Source organism: Lentimicrobium saccharophilum (genome assembly GCF_001192835.1).
GTDB lineage: Bacteria > Bacteroidota > Bacteroidia > Bacteroidales > Lentimicrobiaceae > Lentimicrobium > Lentimicrobium saccharophilum.
In genome coordinates this window covers 1064657-1080703 of the sequence record NZ_DF968182.1, presented here as the reverse complement: position 1 = coordinate 1080703, position 16047 = coordinate 1064657, and the positions used below count along the sequence as shown (strand labels likewise).

The 16047-nt window shown below is 48.7% G+C and carries 10 protein-coding genes; 5 read left to right on the top strand and 5 right to left on the bottom strand.

The genetic code is table 11. The features are described from left to right. Positions 1–2: 2 nt before the first annotated feature. Positions 3–938, bottom strand: coding sequence for a diacylglycerol/lipid kinase family protein (locus TBC1_RS03860; RefSeq protein WP_062038784.1), 936 nt, complete (start codon positions 936–938; stop codon positions 3–5). 458 nt (positions 939–1396) lie between these two features. Beyond that, positions 1397–2287, bottom strand: coding sequence for a hypothetical protein (locus tag TBC1_RS03855; RefSeq protein WP_062038781.1), 891 nt, complete (start codon positions 2285–2287; stop codon positions 1397–1399). Positions 2288–3112: 825 nt separating this feature from the next. Here TBC1_RS03855 and TBC1_RS03850 point away from each other — a divergent pair. The 4 genes from TBC1_RS03850 to TBC1_RS03835 all read left to right on the top strand — a co-directional run bounded on the left by TBC1_RS03850 (position 3113) and on the right by TBC1_RS03835 (position 8720). Next, complete coding sequence (locus TBC1_RS03850) at positions 3113–4339, top strand: aldolase/citrate lyase family protein (protein WP_062038778.1); 1227 nt, start codon at positions 3113–3115, stop codon at positions 4337–4339. 35 nt (positions 4340–4374) lie between these two features. Then, on the top strand, positions 4375–5937 hold the full coding sequence (locus TBC1_RS03845; protein WP_062038776.1) for a citrate lyase subunit alpha: 1563 nt from the start codon (positions 4375–4377) through the stop codon (positions 5935–5937). A 538-nt stretch (positions 5938–6475) separates the two neighbouring features. Further along, positions 6476–7822, top strand: a complete 1347-nt coding sequence (locus TBC1_RS03840) for a sigma-54-dependent transcriptional regulator (RefSeq protein WP_062038773.1) — start codon at positions 6476–6478, stop codon at positions 7820–7822. 475 nt (positions 7823–8297) lie between these two features. Continuing rightward, the gene (locus TBC1_RS03835) at positions 8298–8720 is read left to right on the top strand and encodes a hypothetical protein (RefSeq protein WP_062038770.1); all 423 of its coding nucleotides are present in this window, start codon (positions 8298–8300) and stop codon (positions 8718–8720) included. Between the two features lie 34 nt (positions 8721–8754). Here TBC1_RS03835 and TBC1_RS03830 read toward each other — a convergent pair whose 3' ends face one another. Next, positions 8755–9390 carry a nucleotidyltransferase family protein gene (locus TBC1_RS03830; protein WP_172668818.1) on the bottom strand — a complete coding sequence of 212 codons (636 nt, stop codon included), beginning with the start codon at positions 9388–9390 and terminating at the stop codon, positions 8755–8757. A 147-nt stretch (positions 9391–9537) separates the two neighbouring features. Between TBC1_RS03830 and ygfK the strand changes: the two genes are divergently transcribed. Further along, positions 9538–12768, top strand: coding sequence for a putative selenate reductase subunit YgfK (ygfK, locus tag TBC1_RS03825; RefSeq protein ID WP_062038764.1), 3231 nt, complete (start codon positions 9538–9540; stop codon positions 12766–12768). Positions 12769–12779: 11 nt separating this feature from the next. Here the strand turns inward: ygfK and TBC1_RS03820 are convergent, their stop codons facing one another. Continuing rightward, complete coding sequence (locus tag TBC1_RS03820; protein WP_062038761.1) at positions 12780–14840, bottom strand: tetratricopeptide repeat-containing sensor histidine kinase; 2061 nt, start codon at positions 14838–14840, stop codon at positions 12780–12782. A 205-nt stretch (positions 14841–15045) separates the two neighbouring features. Further along, positions 15046–15834 (bottom strand): LytR/AlgR family response regulator transcription factor, encoded by a 789-nt coding sequence (locus tag TBC1_RS03815; RefSeq protein ID WP_062038759.1) that lies wholly within the window; start codon positions 15832–15834, stop codon positions 15046–15048. Between the last annotated feature and the right edge of the window lie 213 nt (positions 15835–16047).

Below are 16047 nucleotides of genomic sequence, written 5' to 3'. Positions count from 1 at the left end.
TTTTAAGGTACTATCATTGACAGGGATAAAGGGTTCACCCTGACATGAAGCGCTTTACCGAGCTTTACCGGTTCTCCGTCAAGGTTGACTACCTTGTTCTTCTTACGTGTCAGGCTGACTTCACGGGCTTTGATGACCTCCACATAATCCGAGGCATCAATCTTTCGCGTCAGCAAAAGGCCCACCACATGCGGTGCATATATCAGGGGAACCTTTTTCACGATGCAGACATCCACCAGCCCGTCGTCAATCTGCGCCGAAGGCGAGATAATGGTATTGTACCCGAACTGATTGGTGTTGGCAAAACTGACAAACAGGGCTTCACGGTGGTACAGTTGCCCGTCAATCATCAGCTTGTATTTCCGCGGGCGGTAGTAATTGTACTCGTTGGTAACGATCCTGAAATAAGAAAGAAAACCGCGCCTGCCCGACCTGGCGAACTTTTTAGCCACGAGGGCATCGAAGCCCACCCCGGCAATGGAGACAAACAGATCGTCGTTGATGCTCACCGTATCGACCGGCTTCACGTTCATCTTATTGATCAGGGCAAGGCTTTCGCCGATATCTGACGGAATGCCGAGGTGATGCGCCAGTCCGTTGCCGGAACCGGCCGGGATCAGGGCCAGCACCGAATTGCTTCCGTGCATGCCTTTTACCACCTGATTTACCGTTCCATCGCCGCCTACCGCCGCGATGATGTTGGTTCCTGCCTCCGCGGCTGCCCGGCTGAGTTCTTTTACATGCTCCGCCGATTCGCTGAACACGATCTCCCACTCAAAGCGTTCAGGGTCAAGGGTGTCGGCCGCCAGACCGGCCAGCACTGCTTTGCGGGAATGATGCACCCCCGAAACAGGATTCACAATAAACAGTATCTTTTTTTTGGGTCCGGACATACAACGCTCAGGCAGGAACAGTAAAACACCGGCAAAAATAAGCATTTTCAGGCAGTTTGCCTTTTAAACGCTGTTTAATCAGTAAAAAGCCCCGGAGGTATGGACGACGGTTTATCGCTATTAACCGCTTAAAAGTTGATTTGTCAGAGATACTTGCCAAAGATTCCTCACTCCGTTCGGAATGACTGATAATGTAAATATCGGCCAAAGCCTCTCCCGGCCCTTCAACCCAAAAACCTTGTCATTCCGATCCCGGACAACCGGGAGAGGAATCTTCAAATAACTCACCGGTCACCAGAAACTTATTTGATGTTTGGAGCCCCTGTATACTGTTTGTTAAGCAGCATAATTATTGAGCAGATTACAAAATCATGATCCTTCTAGCATTTATAAATGCTTAATCCGGTTCATAACAAGAAGAAGCACAGTTGCAATAATCCTGTGTTCACAAAAAAAGCTGCCCTTTTGAGACAGCCTTTTAAGTTAAGATATTAAACCGTAAATTATTTCTGAACAATCACGCTTACCTTGGCGCGGTCGCCACGGCTGTAAAGATCGATCACTTTTACTAGACCCAGTTTATCGTTCTTGGTTTTGAAAAGGAATACCTGTCCTTCAGTCAGGTTATTCATCTTGGTGGTCTGCTGCATCAGGTTGAAGGTCGGGAACTGATAGGTATCGCCGATGGCATCAAACTGGGCGGCTGTGATGGTGGTAGGATTGAAGCGGGTCTGGTTTTTATTGGTCCAGTCGCTGACAGGGCCAAGGTCCTGAATGGTACCTGCATCTGCATCGTCCGGTGAAGCAAAGGTGTTAGCGTTGGTAGCTCCTTTGAAGAAAAGGAAGTCGATCTTGGCCTGGTTATCGGGAACATTCCTGGTCTGGCCAACGGTGTAGGTAATCCCTTCGGTAGAAGCAAAGAAACTTCCTATCTGATCATTATATGATCCGAATTCAACGTCCATATATTTGTTGATTTGTGCACCCGGATCTTCGATGGTAATGGTAAAGGCCTGTTCTGCCTTTATGCCGCCTTTGTCCCAGAGTTCGAAAAGAAGGCGTCCTTCACCAACCCCTGTAAAGGTCAGTTCACTTTCCCAGGTAAATGAATCGGCATTAAAAGTTGAATCCACATAGGTGGTAGCTACATTGTTGGAAGTAATGGAGAATTTAAACCGGGTAAGTTTCTGACCTGATACCGGGCTTTTTAATCCGTTTACGCCTACCATTATGGCTTCATTCACCTGAATTGTTGCATCCTGAGATGTATAAGCTGATCCGCCTTTAAGGCTGAGGCTTGGACCCGGATCGGTTTCTTCTTCATCAGAACAGGAAGTAAATACCACTGCAACAGACATCAGCAGGGCTGCAAATAAATAATTCCACTTTTTCATACGATTGGTTTGGTTTAGGTTAATATTGAAATGTTTAAAATTCTCAGCGTTTTACTGAACAAAGATAAGGCTTTTTGAAGTAAGGTCAATGATACAAAAACTATTCCATACTGTGTTCCCAGATACATAACCATTCCCGGTACCCTTTGTTTACTCCCGTGCATTCAGCTTGCTTATGGGCAAGGCTGTCATTTACAATAGTCCGTTAAATTTAAAAATCACGCAAGGACCCCGCCACAGCGGGCCAGGCTGCAATGACGCAACGACTTGATTATGAATGATTTGTGATTTTTAAACAAGTTTTTATATTCCACTGTAAGTCAATTCATTAATAATTCTTAACGGACTACTGCATTTAAGCACAACCTGCTGAATGCTAACACATTACAATGAAATTCTGAAACTGACTGTGACCAGATGAAGATAAGGTTGACGCCGGCCCTGAAAACCACCGTTATTTTCAGATGGCATCACTTCTTCACGAATGCAATTATATCAGATTATCTATCAATATATTACAACGGAATACCAAAAATATAATTGTGCTGAATTGAATTGATCACTTCATTATTTAAGGGAGTCATGAATCATTGCTGTCATGGAATAAACACATGATCCCCGGGCCAGAACACCAGGATGCAAGCCGGATAAAAATGTTATACTTTCCAGAGCCATGCCCAATAGATTTTAATATATTTATCACTTTTACAGTTATTTAACTTAACAAAGAGAATATTTTCAAATGTTCTTTTTTTTTAACATAGCCTGCTGTTACTTTGCATGACCTTGTAAACTCAATTATTCATATTAAACCAGGAGGCTGATGTGGCAACAATAGCAACTACAGGCAACAAAGGCAAAGGCGTGCGGAGCGATTGCGCGCTTACGCTCGAAATCATGCAGCAGGGCGGCATACAGACCGAACTGATCAGTAAGGTAAAAGTGCTTTACGGTGAATCTATCCTCAGGCTCTGCCATGAAATTCTGACATTCTACGGCATAGAGCATGCCAGGCTGACGTTAGAGGATTCCGGCGCCCTTGAATTTGTCATTGCCGCCCGGCTGGAGGCTGCCATCAGGCAACTGACGGGTGACGAAAAGGAATACCTTCCTGCCATGCTGCCACAGAACACCTATCAGACCGCACGCGACCGCTACCGGTTTTCGAGGCTATACCTTCCCGGCAACACCCCCAGCCTGATGATCAACGCGGGCATTCACAAGCCCAACGGCATTATCCTCGACCTGGAAGACGCCGTGGCGGTGACCAAAAAAGCGGAAGCCCGGTTCCTGGTGCGCAACGCCCTGCGCGCGCTCGATTTTTACGGAGCCGAACGCATGGTCAGGATCAACCAGGTGCCGGCCGGACTTGAGGATCTTGATTACATTATTCCACACAATGTGAATCTTATCCTCGTTCCGAAGTGTGAAAGTGCCGATCAGATTGCACAGGTGAACCGGCGCATCGCTGAACTGAAAATAAAAAATAATATCGAAGGCAATGTCTGGCTGATGCCCATCATCGAAAGCGCTTTGGGTGTGCTGAAAGCATTGGAAATAGCGCAGTCGGATAACGTGGTGGCCCTGGCCATCGGCCTCGAAGACTACACCGCCGACCTTGGCACCCGCCGCACCAACGAAGGCACCGAATCCTTCTTTGCCCGCAGCATGGTGGTGAACGCCTGCAAAGCCGCCGGCATCCAGGCCATCGACTCGGTATTCTCCGATGTGGCCGATATGGAAGCCCTGAAGCAAAATGTACTCCGGTCGAAGGCGCTGGGATTTGACGGCATGGGCTGTATCCATCCGCGACAGATCAGGGTGATCCATGACAATTTCGCACCCGACGAGGCCGAAATCGACAAGGCAAAGAAAATTGTGAACGCCTTTATAGAAGCCACCGAAAAAGGACTCGGCGTGGTTTCATTAGGCACCAAGATGATCGATCCGCCGGTGGTGAAACGCGCCCAGCGCACCATCGACCTGGCCGTCAGTATGGGTAAGCTCAGTCCCGGCTGGCGCGACGCCTTCCTTGAAAACCAGAAAGCCTGAAATCCATGAGAATGACCGATTAAAAAAGAAAAGACATGTCAAAATACGATAAACTGACCACGAATGCCGTTGGCCGCACAGTTCCCCAGATCATCAACGGAAAGGAAGCTATCCCGTTTATGGGCGTTGGAAAATACAAACCCACGGGCCGCAAGTATGCTCCACCCATCAGCAGTTGCGCCGATTATCCGGCCGATGGCAACAAAGTAGTTGCTTCGCTGAGGGATGCACTGATCCGTTGCGGCCTGAAAGACGGCATGACCATCTCAACCCACCACCACTTCCGCAACGGCGACCTGGTGGCCAATCAGATCTTCGATACTGCCGCCGAACTGGGTGCAAAAGGGCTTACCTGGGCGCCTTCCGCATCGTTCGAATGCCACAGCCCTCTGATCAAATACCTTGAAGATGGCACCATCCACCACATCGAAGGCAGCATGAACGGCGCCCTTGGCCGGCACACCTCCGAAGGGGGTATGCAGGGCATGGGTATCCTCCGCTCCCACGGCGGCCGCTACCAGGCAATTCAGGACGGCGACCTGCATGTGGACATCGCCGTGATCGCCGCCCCCACGGCCGACCCCTTCGGCAATGCCACCGGCGACCGCGGCCCTGCAGCCTGCGGATTGCTTGGCTTCGCCCTGGCCGACTCACAATATGCCGACAAGGTGATTGTGGTTACCGACAACCTCGTGCCATTCCCCTGCGTACCCTGGCAGATTCACGGGAATTATGTGGATTACGTCGTGGTAATGGACCAGATCGGTATCCCGGAGAAGATCATCAGCGGCACCACCGAGATTACCAAAAGCCCCGACCGTCTGCTGCTGGCCGAAATGACCGCGCAGTTCTGCGACGAAGCCGGCATTGTGCGCGATGGCTTCTCTTTCCAGGCCGGCGCCGGCGGAACCGCCCTCTCCATCGGTATCTACTTTGCCGAAATGCTCCGCAAACGCGGCATGAAAGCCCGCTTTGCCCGCGGTGGCAGCAACAAGTACCTCGTCAGCATGCTCGAAGAAGGACTGGTGGATTACATTCTCGACGGTCAAACCTTTGACCTTGAAGGGGTACGTTCCATGCGCGAAAATAATAACCATCTGAATACCAGTCCATTTACCAGCTATAATTATCATGGCAAAGGCAATTTCGCTTCCATGGTGGATGTGGTAATCCTGGGCGCCACCGAAGTGGATATCAATTTCAACGCCAATGTGGTGACCCATTCCGACGGTTACCTGCTTCACGGAATCGGCGGATGGATGAATTGCCTCTTCTCGAAGTGCGTGATTCTGCCCATTCCCCTCTTCCGCGACCGCATGCCGGTGATCCGCGACGAAGTCACCACCATCTGCGGCCCCGGCGAACTCATCGATGTCATCGTCACCGAAAGGGGCATTGCCATCAACCCGTTGCGCACCGACCTGATCGACAGACTGAAAGGTTCTTCCCTGCCGGTAAAAACCATCCATCAACTGAAAGACGAAGCCGAGCGTATCTGCGGCAAACCCGCCCTGCCCGTACTGAGCGATGAATTTATCGCCGCCATCAAATGGGTGGATGGAACGGTGATCGACGCAGTGCGTAAGGTGGTTAAATAACACGCTGACGGCCGGCTAAGGTGTTTCAGCCCCCGGCCCTCAAATATCCGGTACAGCAGCAACTCAGGCTGTTGTACCGGATATTTTGTTATGGAAAATTCTTTATGGCAGCCATTGCAAAGCAAATCTGCAGATAAACCCTGTTTAACCCGGATTAAGTGTTTGTAATCATCTCAATCAGCATTGCGCTGATCAAAAATTAAATCGGAATTACCCTTATAGTATCAATACTTCAGCTCTTCCGGGCTTCCTGTTGATTAATCCGGGTTTGCCCAGTCTCCCGGTTGATGACATTGAAATGAGGTATTCTCCGGATCATAGAACAAAATCATTCGTAATGTATTGTCATTTAGTTATATATAAAATAGTAACACATAAAATGATGTAAATATTCAATGGAATTTGCTTTTCGTAAAATAATAGTAGTAAATTTATCGCTGTATAATTCTTTTACATTGCTGATACCTGTCCTTACAATTACCTGGCGGGTATGCCGTGATTTACAGATACAAGAAAGGTTGAATCAATCTGAGCCACGATGAGTAAAGTATTAGCCATTGATGACGATTCCATCATCAGAACATTGATGAGCAACAGCCTGACCAAGGCTGGTTATGAAGTTATTACCGCTGTTGACGGGGAATCGGGACTTCAGAAAGTAATACAGGAAAAGCCTGACCTGGTGGTAACGGACTTCCAGATGCCGGGGATGTCGGGATTGGATGTGATCACCGAAATCCAGCGGATACAGCCCGGATTGCCGGTGATCCTGCTTACCGCGCACGGCGACGTCGCCCTGACCATCAAATCGATTCAGGTAGGGGCATACGACTTCATTGAGAAACCGCTTCAGATGCAGGAATTGCTGGAGGTCATCCGGAACGGGCTTGAAATTTCGTACCAGAGCCAGACCCTGACCGAAACCATTTCGCCTGAGATAAGAAAAGCCATCGAAGATAACCTGCTGGTGGGTAAAACGCCGGTGATGCGTGAAATCTTCAAAAACGTCGGAAGGGTATCGCTCAACAAGGTCAATGTTTTGATCACAGGCGAAACAGGCACGGGCAAAGAACTGATCGCCAGGCTGATTCATTACAGTGGCATCACCCGCGACCATCCGCTGGTTGTGGTAAACTGCTCGGCCCTTCATGAAGATATACTTGAAAATGAATTGTTCGGCTACAATATGGGAGCCTTTCCTACCGCAGTTTCTGATAAAAAAGGAAAATTTGAGCAGGCCGGCGAGGGAACAATTTTCCTTGACGATATTTCCGAACTCAGCGATACCATGCAAACAAGGCTGTTGCGGGTTATTCAGGAGCTGGAGTTTGAAAAGCCGGGCGGAGATGCGCCCATTCCGCTGAAAGCAAGAATCATCGCCGCCACCAACAAGGACCTGGAAGCCATGGTCAAAAACGGAAAATTCCGCGAAGAACTTTATTACAGGCTCAAAGTTTTCACCATTGCCATGCCTCCCCTGAAAAACCGGAAAGACGATATTGAAGAACTGGTAAAACACCTGATGCAGAAACTGAACCGGAAACTGAACAAGAAAGTCCTGAAAATCGGAAACGGCGTGCTGGATCTGCTTCACAGCCACGACTGGCCGGGCAATGTGCGTGAACTGGAGAACACCCTGATGCAGGCTATGATCATGACCCGCAGCGATGTACTTGAAAAGGAACATATTGTGCTGCTAAACCGGAATACCCCTGTGGAGCCGGAGCAGTTTGAGCTGAAATCCATCGCGGATATTGAAAAAGTACACATCAAAAAAGTGCTTGACAAGCTGAAATGGAACAAAGTTGAGGCTTCGCGCGTGCTGGACATTACCCGCCCTACCCTGAATGCCAAGATTGCCAAATACGGGCTGAAACACAATTAGCCCTTCCTGACCGCACCTGTTGCCTGAAGGCCGCACTTCCGGAAACAGCCGGCCACGATAACCCTTCAACCTGACAACAAATTACCCTTACAAGTCATCCGGCTGAATGACCTGTAAGGTCTTTGATTTGGTGATTCACAAATTTTATACACCGGCTTTTCCATGCGACCGTTTAAAGCACCGGCCGGTGTCAAGGGGAGGCAGAAGTAAATGCATTACAGGAAAAATACCCTTACAGCTTTTATCGTCAATGGAATTTTCGCCTCACATACCAGAAATAACCCTCATACATAAAATGTAAATTTATTTTACATAATAAAATTTTGCTTCGTTACCTTTATAATTGATATTCAGTTTTTTATAATAATCTATGCAAAATTTATCAAATTTTTAACAATTTTCTGGAAAAATACTTGACAATCGTAATTTAAAAGTTGTACATTTGCCATTGGTTAGATTATGGTAGCGTGAAATCATGAAAGCCAACTATCTGATATTGCTGATTATGCTTACAGGAGCAATTAATGCTGCTGTTTACGGGCAGGCGAGTGTTACCGGGCATATGGCCGCAGAGATTGTTGATGCTGTGGATGCAGGATTTGAGGGACAGACTGATTTTTCGCTGAATGTTAATAATGATCACAAACTGGTCGAACTCGGAAAACTGAACCTGACAACGGCAGCGGATATGCTTTGCAGCGTTAAGCTTACGAATGCCAGGGTAACTAACAGGGATGGTGAATCATTCAATCTCGAAACTTCCACTACTCACAAAGACCAGTTTATGACTACTGATGCCCACGGGGAACAGGCACTTGCTTTGACAGCCATTACTCCTGATATACCAAAGGGCGGGCGGTTTGTTGGAAACTATACGGTTGTGCTCGCCTATAACTGATCAGGCCTTGTTCTACGCGCATTACAGCTGCATTCTATCCGGGGGGATGAATGCAGCTGTTCTCTTTCAGAGAATCCCTTCCGAATGATTTCCTGTATTCTTCCGGTGTATTGATGTTTGCCTGAACGCCGGCGTAAGGCACCGCAACATATTCAGGTCCTGAGGCTTTCAGAAAATCATCGATGCGGGCAGGTGGTTCCGGGGCTTCAAGTATCTTCCGGATCATTTCCCGGCCAAGCAAAACCGGATGCCCCGGTCTGCCGCAATATACGGGGATAACAGCACCATCGCCCCTGAATGATTCATGTAGCATCACCAGCAGCTCAACACTGGTAAAAGGATTATCCACATTCTGAAAAAAACAGCCGTTACCTTTCGTTACCCGCTCAAGCCCTGACCTCAGCGAATAAAATCTTCCGGCTTCCGGATTTGAGTTAATGACCAGTTCCACCGGAAAACCGAAGAAATCTGCACTTTTGTTCAGCAACAGGGCGAGCGCAGGACTGCAAACAACGATAATCTGCCCTGCCCCGGCCAGGTGATAAACCCCGGTAAGCTGCTGAATAAAAGTCCGGGATTCATCGAATTGCAGAAGGGCCTTATGGCATCCCATCCTGCCGGAGTTGCCGGCTGCAAGAATCACACAGGAAACGTGATCACCAATGACCATAAATTTGAAATGATTTTCATTATCTTTACATACCTGCATGAACTGACCACGGTAAAACCGAGGGTTATGAAATCCCACGCAGGTTCCCTCTTACAAACTTAATTAAAAATTAAGAGCGGAGAAGAAAAATACCAAAACCCAGAGGACATGGCTCATTCCACAGGATTCTCAGTTGCCTCCATCCACAGGCTGTGGCAGATGATAGAAGAAGATTACCGGCGCAACCGGCAGATATTCAGCATTCCGGAAGCATTGTTCTTCAATCCTGAGGTAAACGGCACTGAAAATTACCGGATTTTCGGACAACATCTGAGGACTCCATTCGGCGTGGCCGCGGGCCCCCACACCCAGCTTGCGCAGAATATTGTCAGCGCATGGCTATGCGGAGCAAGCTACATTGAGCTGAAAACCATACAAACGCTGGATGATCTTGAGATTACGAAACCCTGCATCGATATGCAGGACGAAGGGTACAACTGTGAATGGTCGCAGGAACTGCGTATCCATGAGTCATTCGGGGAATACCTGAAAGCCTGGATACTGATTCACCTGCTGCATCACAGGCTTGGCCACCCGGGAGCTGCGGGCGGTTTTATCTTCAACATGAGTGTGGGTTACAATCTGCAGGGAATACTGAATGAAAATGTGCAATGGTTTCTTTCGAAAATGCAGGACTGTCAACCCGAAAAGGAAGCGATGATCAGTTCCCTTCTGCCGATATACCCTGAGTTGCGCGACCTCAGCATCCCCGACCGCATCTCGACAAACATCACCCTGAGCACCATGCATGGCTGCCCGCCCGGTGAGATTGAAAAAATCGGTCACTATCTGTTAACGGAGAAGAAACTTCATACTTTCATCAAACTGAATCCCACCCTGCTCGGGGAGGAACAGCTCAGGAAAATTCTGAACAATCAACTGGGCTATAAGACCATGGTGCCTGATGCCGCTTTTGAACATGATTTAAAATATGAAGACGCCCTGGGAATCATCCGCAGGCTGGAGATGGCAGCCAGGCAAAACAACCTGACTTTCGGGGTAAAGCTCACCAACACCCTTGAGTGCATAAACCACAGAAAGGTCTTTCCGCCAAAGGAAGAAATGATGTACATGAGCGGCAGGGCGCTGCACCCCATCAGTGTGAATGTCGCCGCCAAACTGCGTCGCGATTTGGGCCCCGGCCTTCACATTTCCTTTTCGGGTGGCGCCGACTGTTTCAACATCAGCGACCTGTTGCAGTGCGGCCTGATGCCGGTAACCGTATGTTCCGACCTGCTGAAGCCCGGAGGTTACGGGAGATTGCAGCAGTATATTGAGCAGACCTCCGGCATAAACACCGCTGACACTGCCCGCCAGGCCATGTATCTGGAAAAGTATGCTTTATCGGTTGTTGATGACATGCGTTACCGGTGTGATCCGTTTTCGGAAAAAAGCATAAAGACAGGACGTAAACTGGATTTATTCGACTGCATTCATGCCCCCTGTGTGGATGAATGCCCGACAAACCAGGATATTCCGGAATACCTCCACCATATTTCAAGAGGGGAAACCGGCAAAGCGCTCGATGCCATTCACCGGAAGAATCCGTTTCCCAATGTACTCGGTTCAGCCTGCGACCACCCCTGCCAGTTGCGATGTACCCGGATAAATTACGATCAACCACTGAAAATCAGGGAATTAAAATTATTTGCTGCACATAACGGAAAAGCATCTGATGTACCACTGGTAAAGGAAAACGGTAAGAGTGCGGCCGTAATCGGAGCCGGTCCATCCGGGCTCTCGTTTGCTTATTTCATGCGCCTTGCAGGCTTCCGGGTTGAAATTTTCGAGTCACACCCTGACCCGGGAGGCATGGTGCGCGATGCCATCCCGCCTTTCCGCATGAAGGCTGAACTGTTGATGAAAGATGTTGAAAGAATCAGGTCAACCGGGGTGATCATTCATTTTAACTCCCCGGTTAACCGGCAGTTGTTCGGACAATTGCGCAGGGATTTCGACTATGTTTATATCGCCGCCGGGGCCAGACGTTTTAAAACGCTTCCGCTCGAAGGAGCCGGGGCCGGAGGCGTGGTGGATCCCCTCACGTTTCTGAAGCTGGCTAAGGCCGGAAAGAAATCTGACACCGGCCGGAATATCCTGGTGATCGGCGGCGGCAACACCGCGATGGATGTGGCCCGAACAGCCAGACGCACCGCGGCGGAAGATGCTTCCGTCAGCGTGGTGTACCGGCGCAGCAGGGCTGAGATGCCTGCCAGCCGCGAAGAAACAAAAGCTGCTCTGAATGAAGGGATTAGGCTGCTGGAATTGCTCTCACCTGAGCAGATTCATCTGAAAGACGGTCATATCGTCGCCCTTTCGTGTGCAAAAATGAAGCTGATTACGCCTCCGGATGGCGGCAGGGCTGCACCCTGCAAAACAGACGAACCACTGATCACTTTGCCGGTCGACACCCTGATTCCTGCCTTAGGTCAGGAGACGGATATTGATTTTGCCACACCGGAAGAGCTTTCCCTCAGGCCAGAGTCAGATTATGAAACGCAGCTTGACCGTGTATATATCGGCGGGGATGCTGCCAGGGGTGCGGCAACCATCGTAAAAGCCGCAGGCGACGGACGAAGGGCGGCCGCAGCGATCGCGGCATCGGCCGGAATCGCCCTTGACACTGATAATCCTCCCGCGGCAAAACACCTGGAAAAATCAGAACTTATCATAAGAAAATCGAGGCGGATAAACATTGATCCGGCGATGGAAAACACTCCGCCATTGCTAACAGCAGAAACAGCCCGCGAAGAAGCATTGCGCTGCCTGCAATGCGACGAATTGTGCAATATCTGCGTGACCGTTTGTCCCAACAGGGCAAATATTTCGTATCAGACACCAGCCGTTGATATCCCGCAGTGGAAAATGATCAATCACAAAAACGGGATTTCTTTTGAGCAGACCGGCATTCTGAAGATAGCACAGTCAACCCAGGTGCTCAACCTGGCCGGTTTCTGCAACGAATGCGGCAATTGCACCACTTTCTGCCCTTCATCCGGCGCTCCTTTCCGGGATAAGCCCAGGTTCTGCCTTTCCCGGGAAAGCTTTAACAAGACCGATAACGGCTATATGCTGCAATGGGCCAACGGCAGACTTACCCTGCTTCACCGCAAGGGAGATCTGGTAAGCCGTCTTACCAGACAAGCAGACGGATATCTCTACGAAACGGAAAATATGAAGGTGGCTTTCGGTCTGACGGATTTCAGACCTTACGGACCTGAAATAATAAATTCAGGAATGACAAATCCGGACCTTTCAGAAGCTTCCACATTAAAGTTTCTTATTGACAATCCCGATATCACCTCGGGCAGCCTGATTGCTGAGCAGCCATATACATAGACGCGCAGAAACTATAACCTCATCGGCACTTCAAATACCACGCGCGTCCCGACGCCTTCCCCGGCATCATCCTTAAGGTCGATGATACCCAGGCTGATCTTGTGTTTGCGCTTACGGTTGATCACCGCTAACCGCTCCCGGGTTATGGTGGTTGCCACCGACCTGTGCTTTGCATCTGATTTCATTTGTATTTCCATGGCTTTCTCCCGTCCGACACCGTCATCCCTGATTTCACAATAAAACGATCCATTGCTCTGCCAGAACCTGACTTCAATCAATCCTTTGGTCTCTTTATGCTTTATTCCGTGTTCTATGGAGTTTTCGATAAATGGCTGCGCCATCATCGGCGGCAATAAAAGTGTTCCGGTATCAAGATTTTCATCCACCTCTATTCTGAAGTCAAATTTATCGGCAAACCTCACCCGTTGCAGTTCGAGATAATTCTCAATGGTAACAATCTCTTCCTCAAGGGTAACAAATTCCTGCGCACTGCTCTTGAGAATATTCCGCATCAGCCTTGCGAAATGTGCCAGATACTTGTTGGCCAGATCCGGTTCATGACTCAGGATAAAACTCTGGATACAGGAAAGGGAATTATAGATAAAATGCGGATTCATCTGGGAGCGAAGCAGCCGCTGCTGCAAAGAAATACTTTGCTGGCGCGCTTTGACTGATTTATTGCGGAACAAAAAAAGAAAAATGACCAACCCCAGCGCCATGAAACCCGACAGTATCAGAATAATAACCCTTGAGCGGTTAATTTTCAGAATACCCTGTTCGCTTTCACGGAGGAGCATTTGAATTTTCTGATCCTTGAAACTGGTTTCATAGCGTGTGCTGAGCTGAATCACTTCACTCCGGCGGTAGATTTTCTCGAGCAGATCTTCAACGCTTACAGCTTCTTCAAAATTTATTAAGGCATCCCTGTAATTTCCCTGGTCCCTGTATACCTCGCTGATGCTTCTGTAGGCTGCGATTACCGTTTTGTAGCCGCTGATCTCATAGAACACGGGCACGTCCTGACTTGGTGAAAACCAGAAATCAATGCTCTTGCGCTGGTCAGTATAAAATGCATGATTTTCCGCAACCCATTTCCCGAATGAAACCGCCTGCCGGTAATACGCCAATGCCTCACTGATCAGACCGGCTTCGCGGTATAAATTACCCAGTTCCAGGTTAACTGTTGCCAGGTTGCTCATATCTCCCGTTTGTTCAGACAAATTTCTGCTGATCTGAAAATAATGCATAGCCGAATCCGGGCGGTTCATATTTCTGAAACATTGGCCAATGCCGGTAACAACCCGGTCGATCACCTCAATATGGTTAGCAGCCCTTACCCTGTCGCTTTTCCTGAAAAAGTACAGGGCGCTGTCAGTTTGTTTCAGGGCGTAATAGCAGCTTCCCAGGTGAAGGGCATTGAGCGAGGTATTTGCCGGCCCTATTGTGTCGCATTCTCCGCTGAGCTGATCTGCCTTCAGAAATAAAGGTATAGCCCGCTCAAAATTTCCCGTCTGTTTATATACCCATCCCAGCCTGATCAGCAAACCAAATTTTTCGGTTTTGCTTTTAGCGGCGGAAATCATCGGAAAAGCCATTGACGCGTACTTCATGGCCAGTTCGTCATTGCTGGAATAAAGGTAGGTTAGTACCAGTAGCTCTATTGACCTGAACCACATCAGCGGGTCCTCCGTTTTGGTTGCCAGGTCAAGGGCATCAAGGCTCCAGCGCACCGATTCGGGATAGTTGCCCAGGTAATGAAAAGCAGCTCCCCGGGCAAAATAAATCTTAACCAGCCAGCTTAAATCTTTTTCGGGATGTGCATATTTCAAAGCCTCCTCTGCAAGTAACAGGCTTCTTTCCGGGTTTTTCTGGCGAAAAAAGTATGCCAGTTCGGCAAGAGCTTCTGACTTTGCAGCAGGGTCCGGACTTTGTGCCTGTTTCAGCAAAGCACTTGTATCAACCGCATCGGGAGAATAATAAAGTTGTGCAACCGCCCCGGTCCCTGAAATCAGACTCCACAACGCAAAGATAAAGGGGAGTAAACCCTGAACCTGTTTAAAACCGGGATACATGACATTATCAGCATTAATGATTTCCAATAACCGGCAGAAAGGTCAGCATTGGTCAGCGTGCATGCAGGAGAGCATAGTTCCGGTCAGCCGGCAAGATAATGAATCATTATAAAAACATAACTTTCCTCAAAAGGGGACCTGCAATACCTTCAGATTAAAAGCGGGAGCAATTCCCTTCAGATTCAGTCAGTTAGGCAGAAGGGGTTCAGATATGAGCCAGTCTTTCAAACATCTCGAGCAAGAGTTCCTTCTTCCGCGAAGCCACCGGAACCTTGTGGTCGCCTTTGATGATCACATACCCGCCATCGGCACGTTCGAATTTCTGAATGTACCTGACATTGATCAGGTATGATTTATGCACCCTGAAAAAGCCGTAATCAGCCAGCATATCCTCGTAGTCGCGCAGTATGGCGGAAGCGGTTATTCTTGATCCGTCGGCCAGGTATATATTGGTATAACTCCCGTCCGACTCGCAGAAAAGAATATCCTGAATGCACAACAGATGAATGAAATCGCTGGTTTTTACGATCAGTTTTCTGGCCGTTTTATCCTGCAGCTTCAGGTGTTCGCTGAGGGCATCCAGCTGTGTGTTGAAATCGCCCTGAAAAGTTGCATCCGCTTTGCGAACTGCATCAATCAACTCGTCAGGATCAACCGGTTTTAGCAGGTAGTCAAGCGCTGAAAAACGAAATGCCCTGATGGCAAATTCATCAAAGGCGGTAATAAAAATAACCTTAAAATCAATGGGATCAAGTCTCCTGAGCAGGTCGAAGCCGGTTCCGTCTTCCATACGTATGTCCAGCAGTATCAGGTCCGGATGCGTCCTCCGGATCGCCAGTTCCCCGCTCTCAACACCATCGGCCTTTGCGACCACTTCAATATTAGGACAATACTGATGCACCAGATTCTCAAGGGTCTGGCGCATGTGTGCTTCATCGTCAATAATGACGGTCCTCAGCATATCCAATCCATATTTTTTTTTAAAGATAAGCATTATTGTGCTGATTTACAAATTTTCAGCTCATTATCATTCCCCGGCGACCCATGCAAACGAATGCCCGCCATCCAAGCCGGGGTTCACGAACCGGCATAGAAAAAAACCTTCCCAACCTATGCCTGCAGCCACGAACTACCCTATTTTCCATATCCCCGCTTCCGGTTGAGAAGGTTTATTTCAAAAAAATCAGTGTACTGACCAGCAAGGCTT

Bases quoted from the DNA above. Each gene is read 5' to 3' on its own strand.
- TBC1_RS03840 (WP_062038773.1), top strand. From the start codon at position 6,476: ATGAGTAAAGTATTAGCCATTGATGACGATTCCATCATCAGAACATTG.
- ygfK (WP_062038764.1), top strand. From the start codon at position 9,538: ATGGCTCATTCCACAGGATTCTCAGTTGCCTCCATCCACAGGCTGTGG.
- TBC1_RS03835 (WP_062038770.1), top strand. From the start codon at position 8,298: ATGAAAGCCAACTATCTGATATTGCTGATTATGCTTACAGGAGCAATT.
- TBC1_RS03860 (WP_062038784.1), bottom strand. From the start codon at position 938: ATGCTTATTTTTGCCGGTGTTTTACTGTTCCTGCCTGAGCGTTGTATG.
- TBC1_RS03820 (WP_062038761.1), bottom strand. From the start codon at position 14,840: ATGTATCCCGGTTTTAAACAGGTTCAGGGTTTACTCCCCTTTATCTTT.
- TBC1_RS03815 (WP_062038759.1), bottom strand. From the start codon at position 15,834: ATGCTTATCTTTAAAAAAAAATATGGATTGGATATGCTGAGGACCGTC.
- TBC1_RS03830 (WP_172668818.1), bottom strand. From the start codon at position 9,390: ATGGTCATTGGTGATCACGTTTCCTGTGTGATTCTTGCAGCCGGCAAC.
- TBC1_RS03845 (WP_062038776.1), top strand. From the start codon at position 4,375: ATGTCAAAATACGATAAACTGACCACGAATGCCGTTGGCCGCACAGTT.
- TBC1_RS03855 (WP_062038781.1), bottom strand. From the start codon at position 2,287: ATGAAAAAGTGGAATTATTTATTTGCAGCCCTGCTGATGTCTGTTGCA.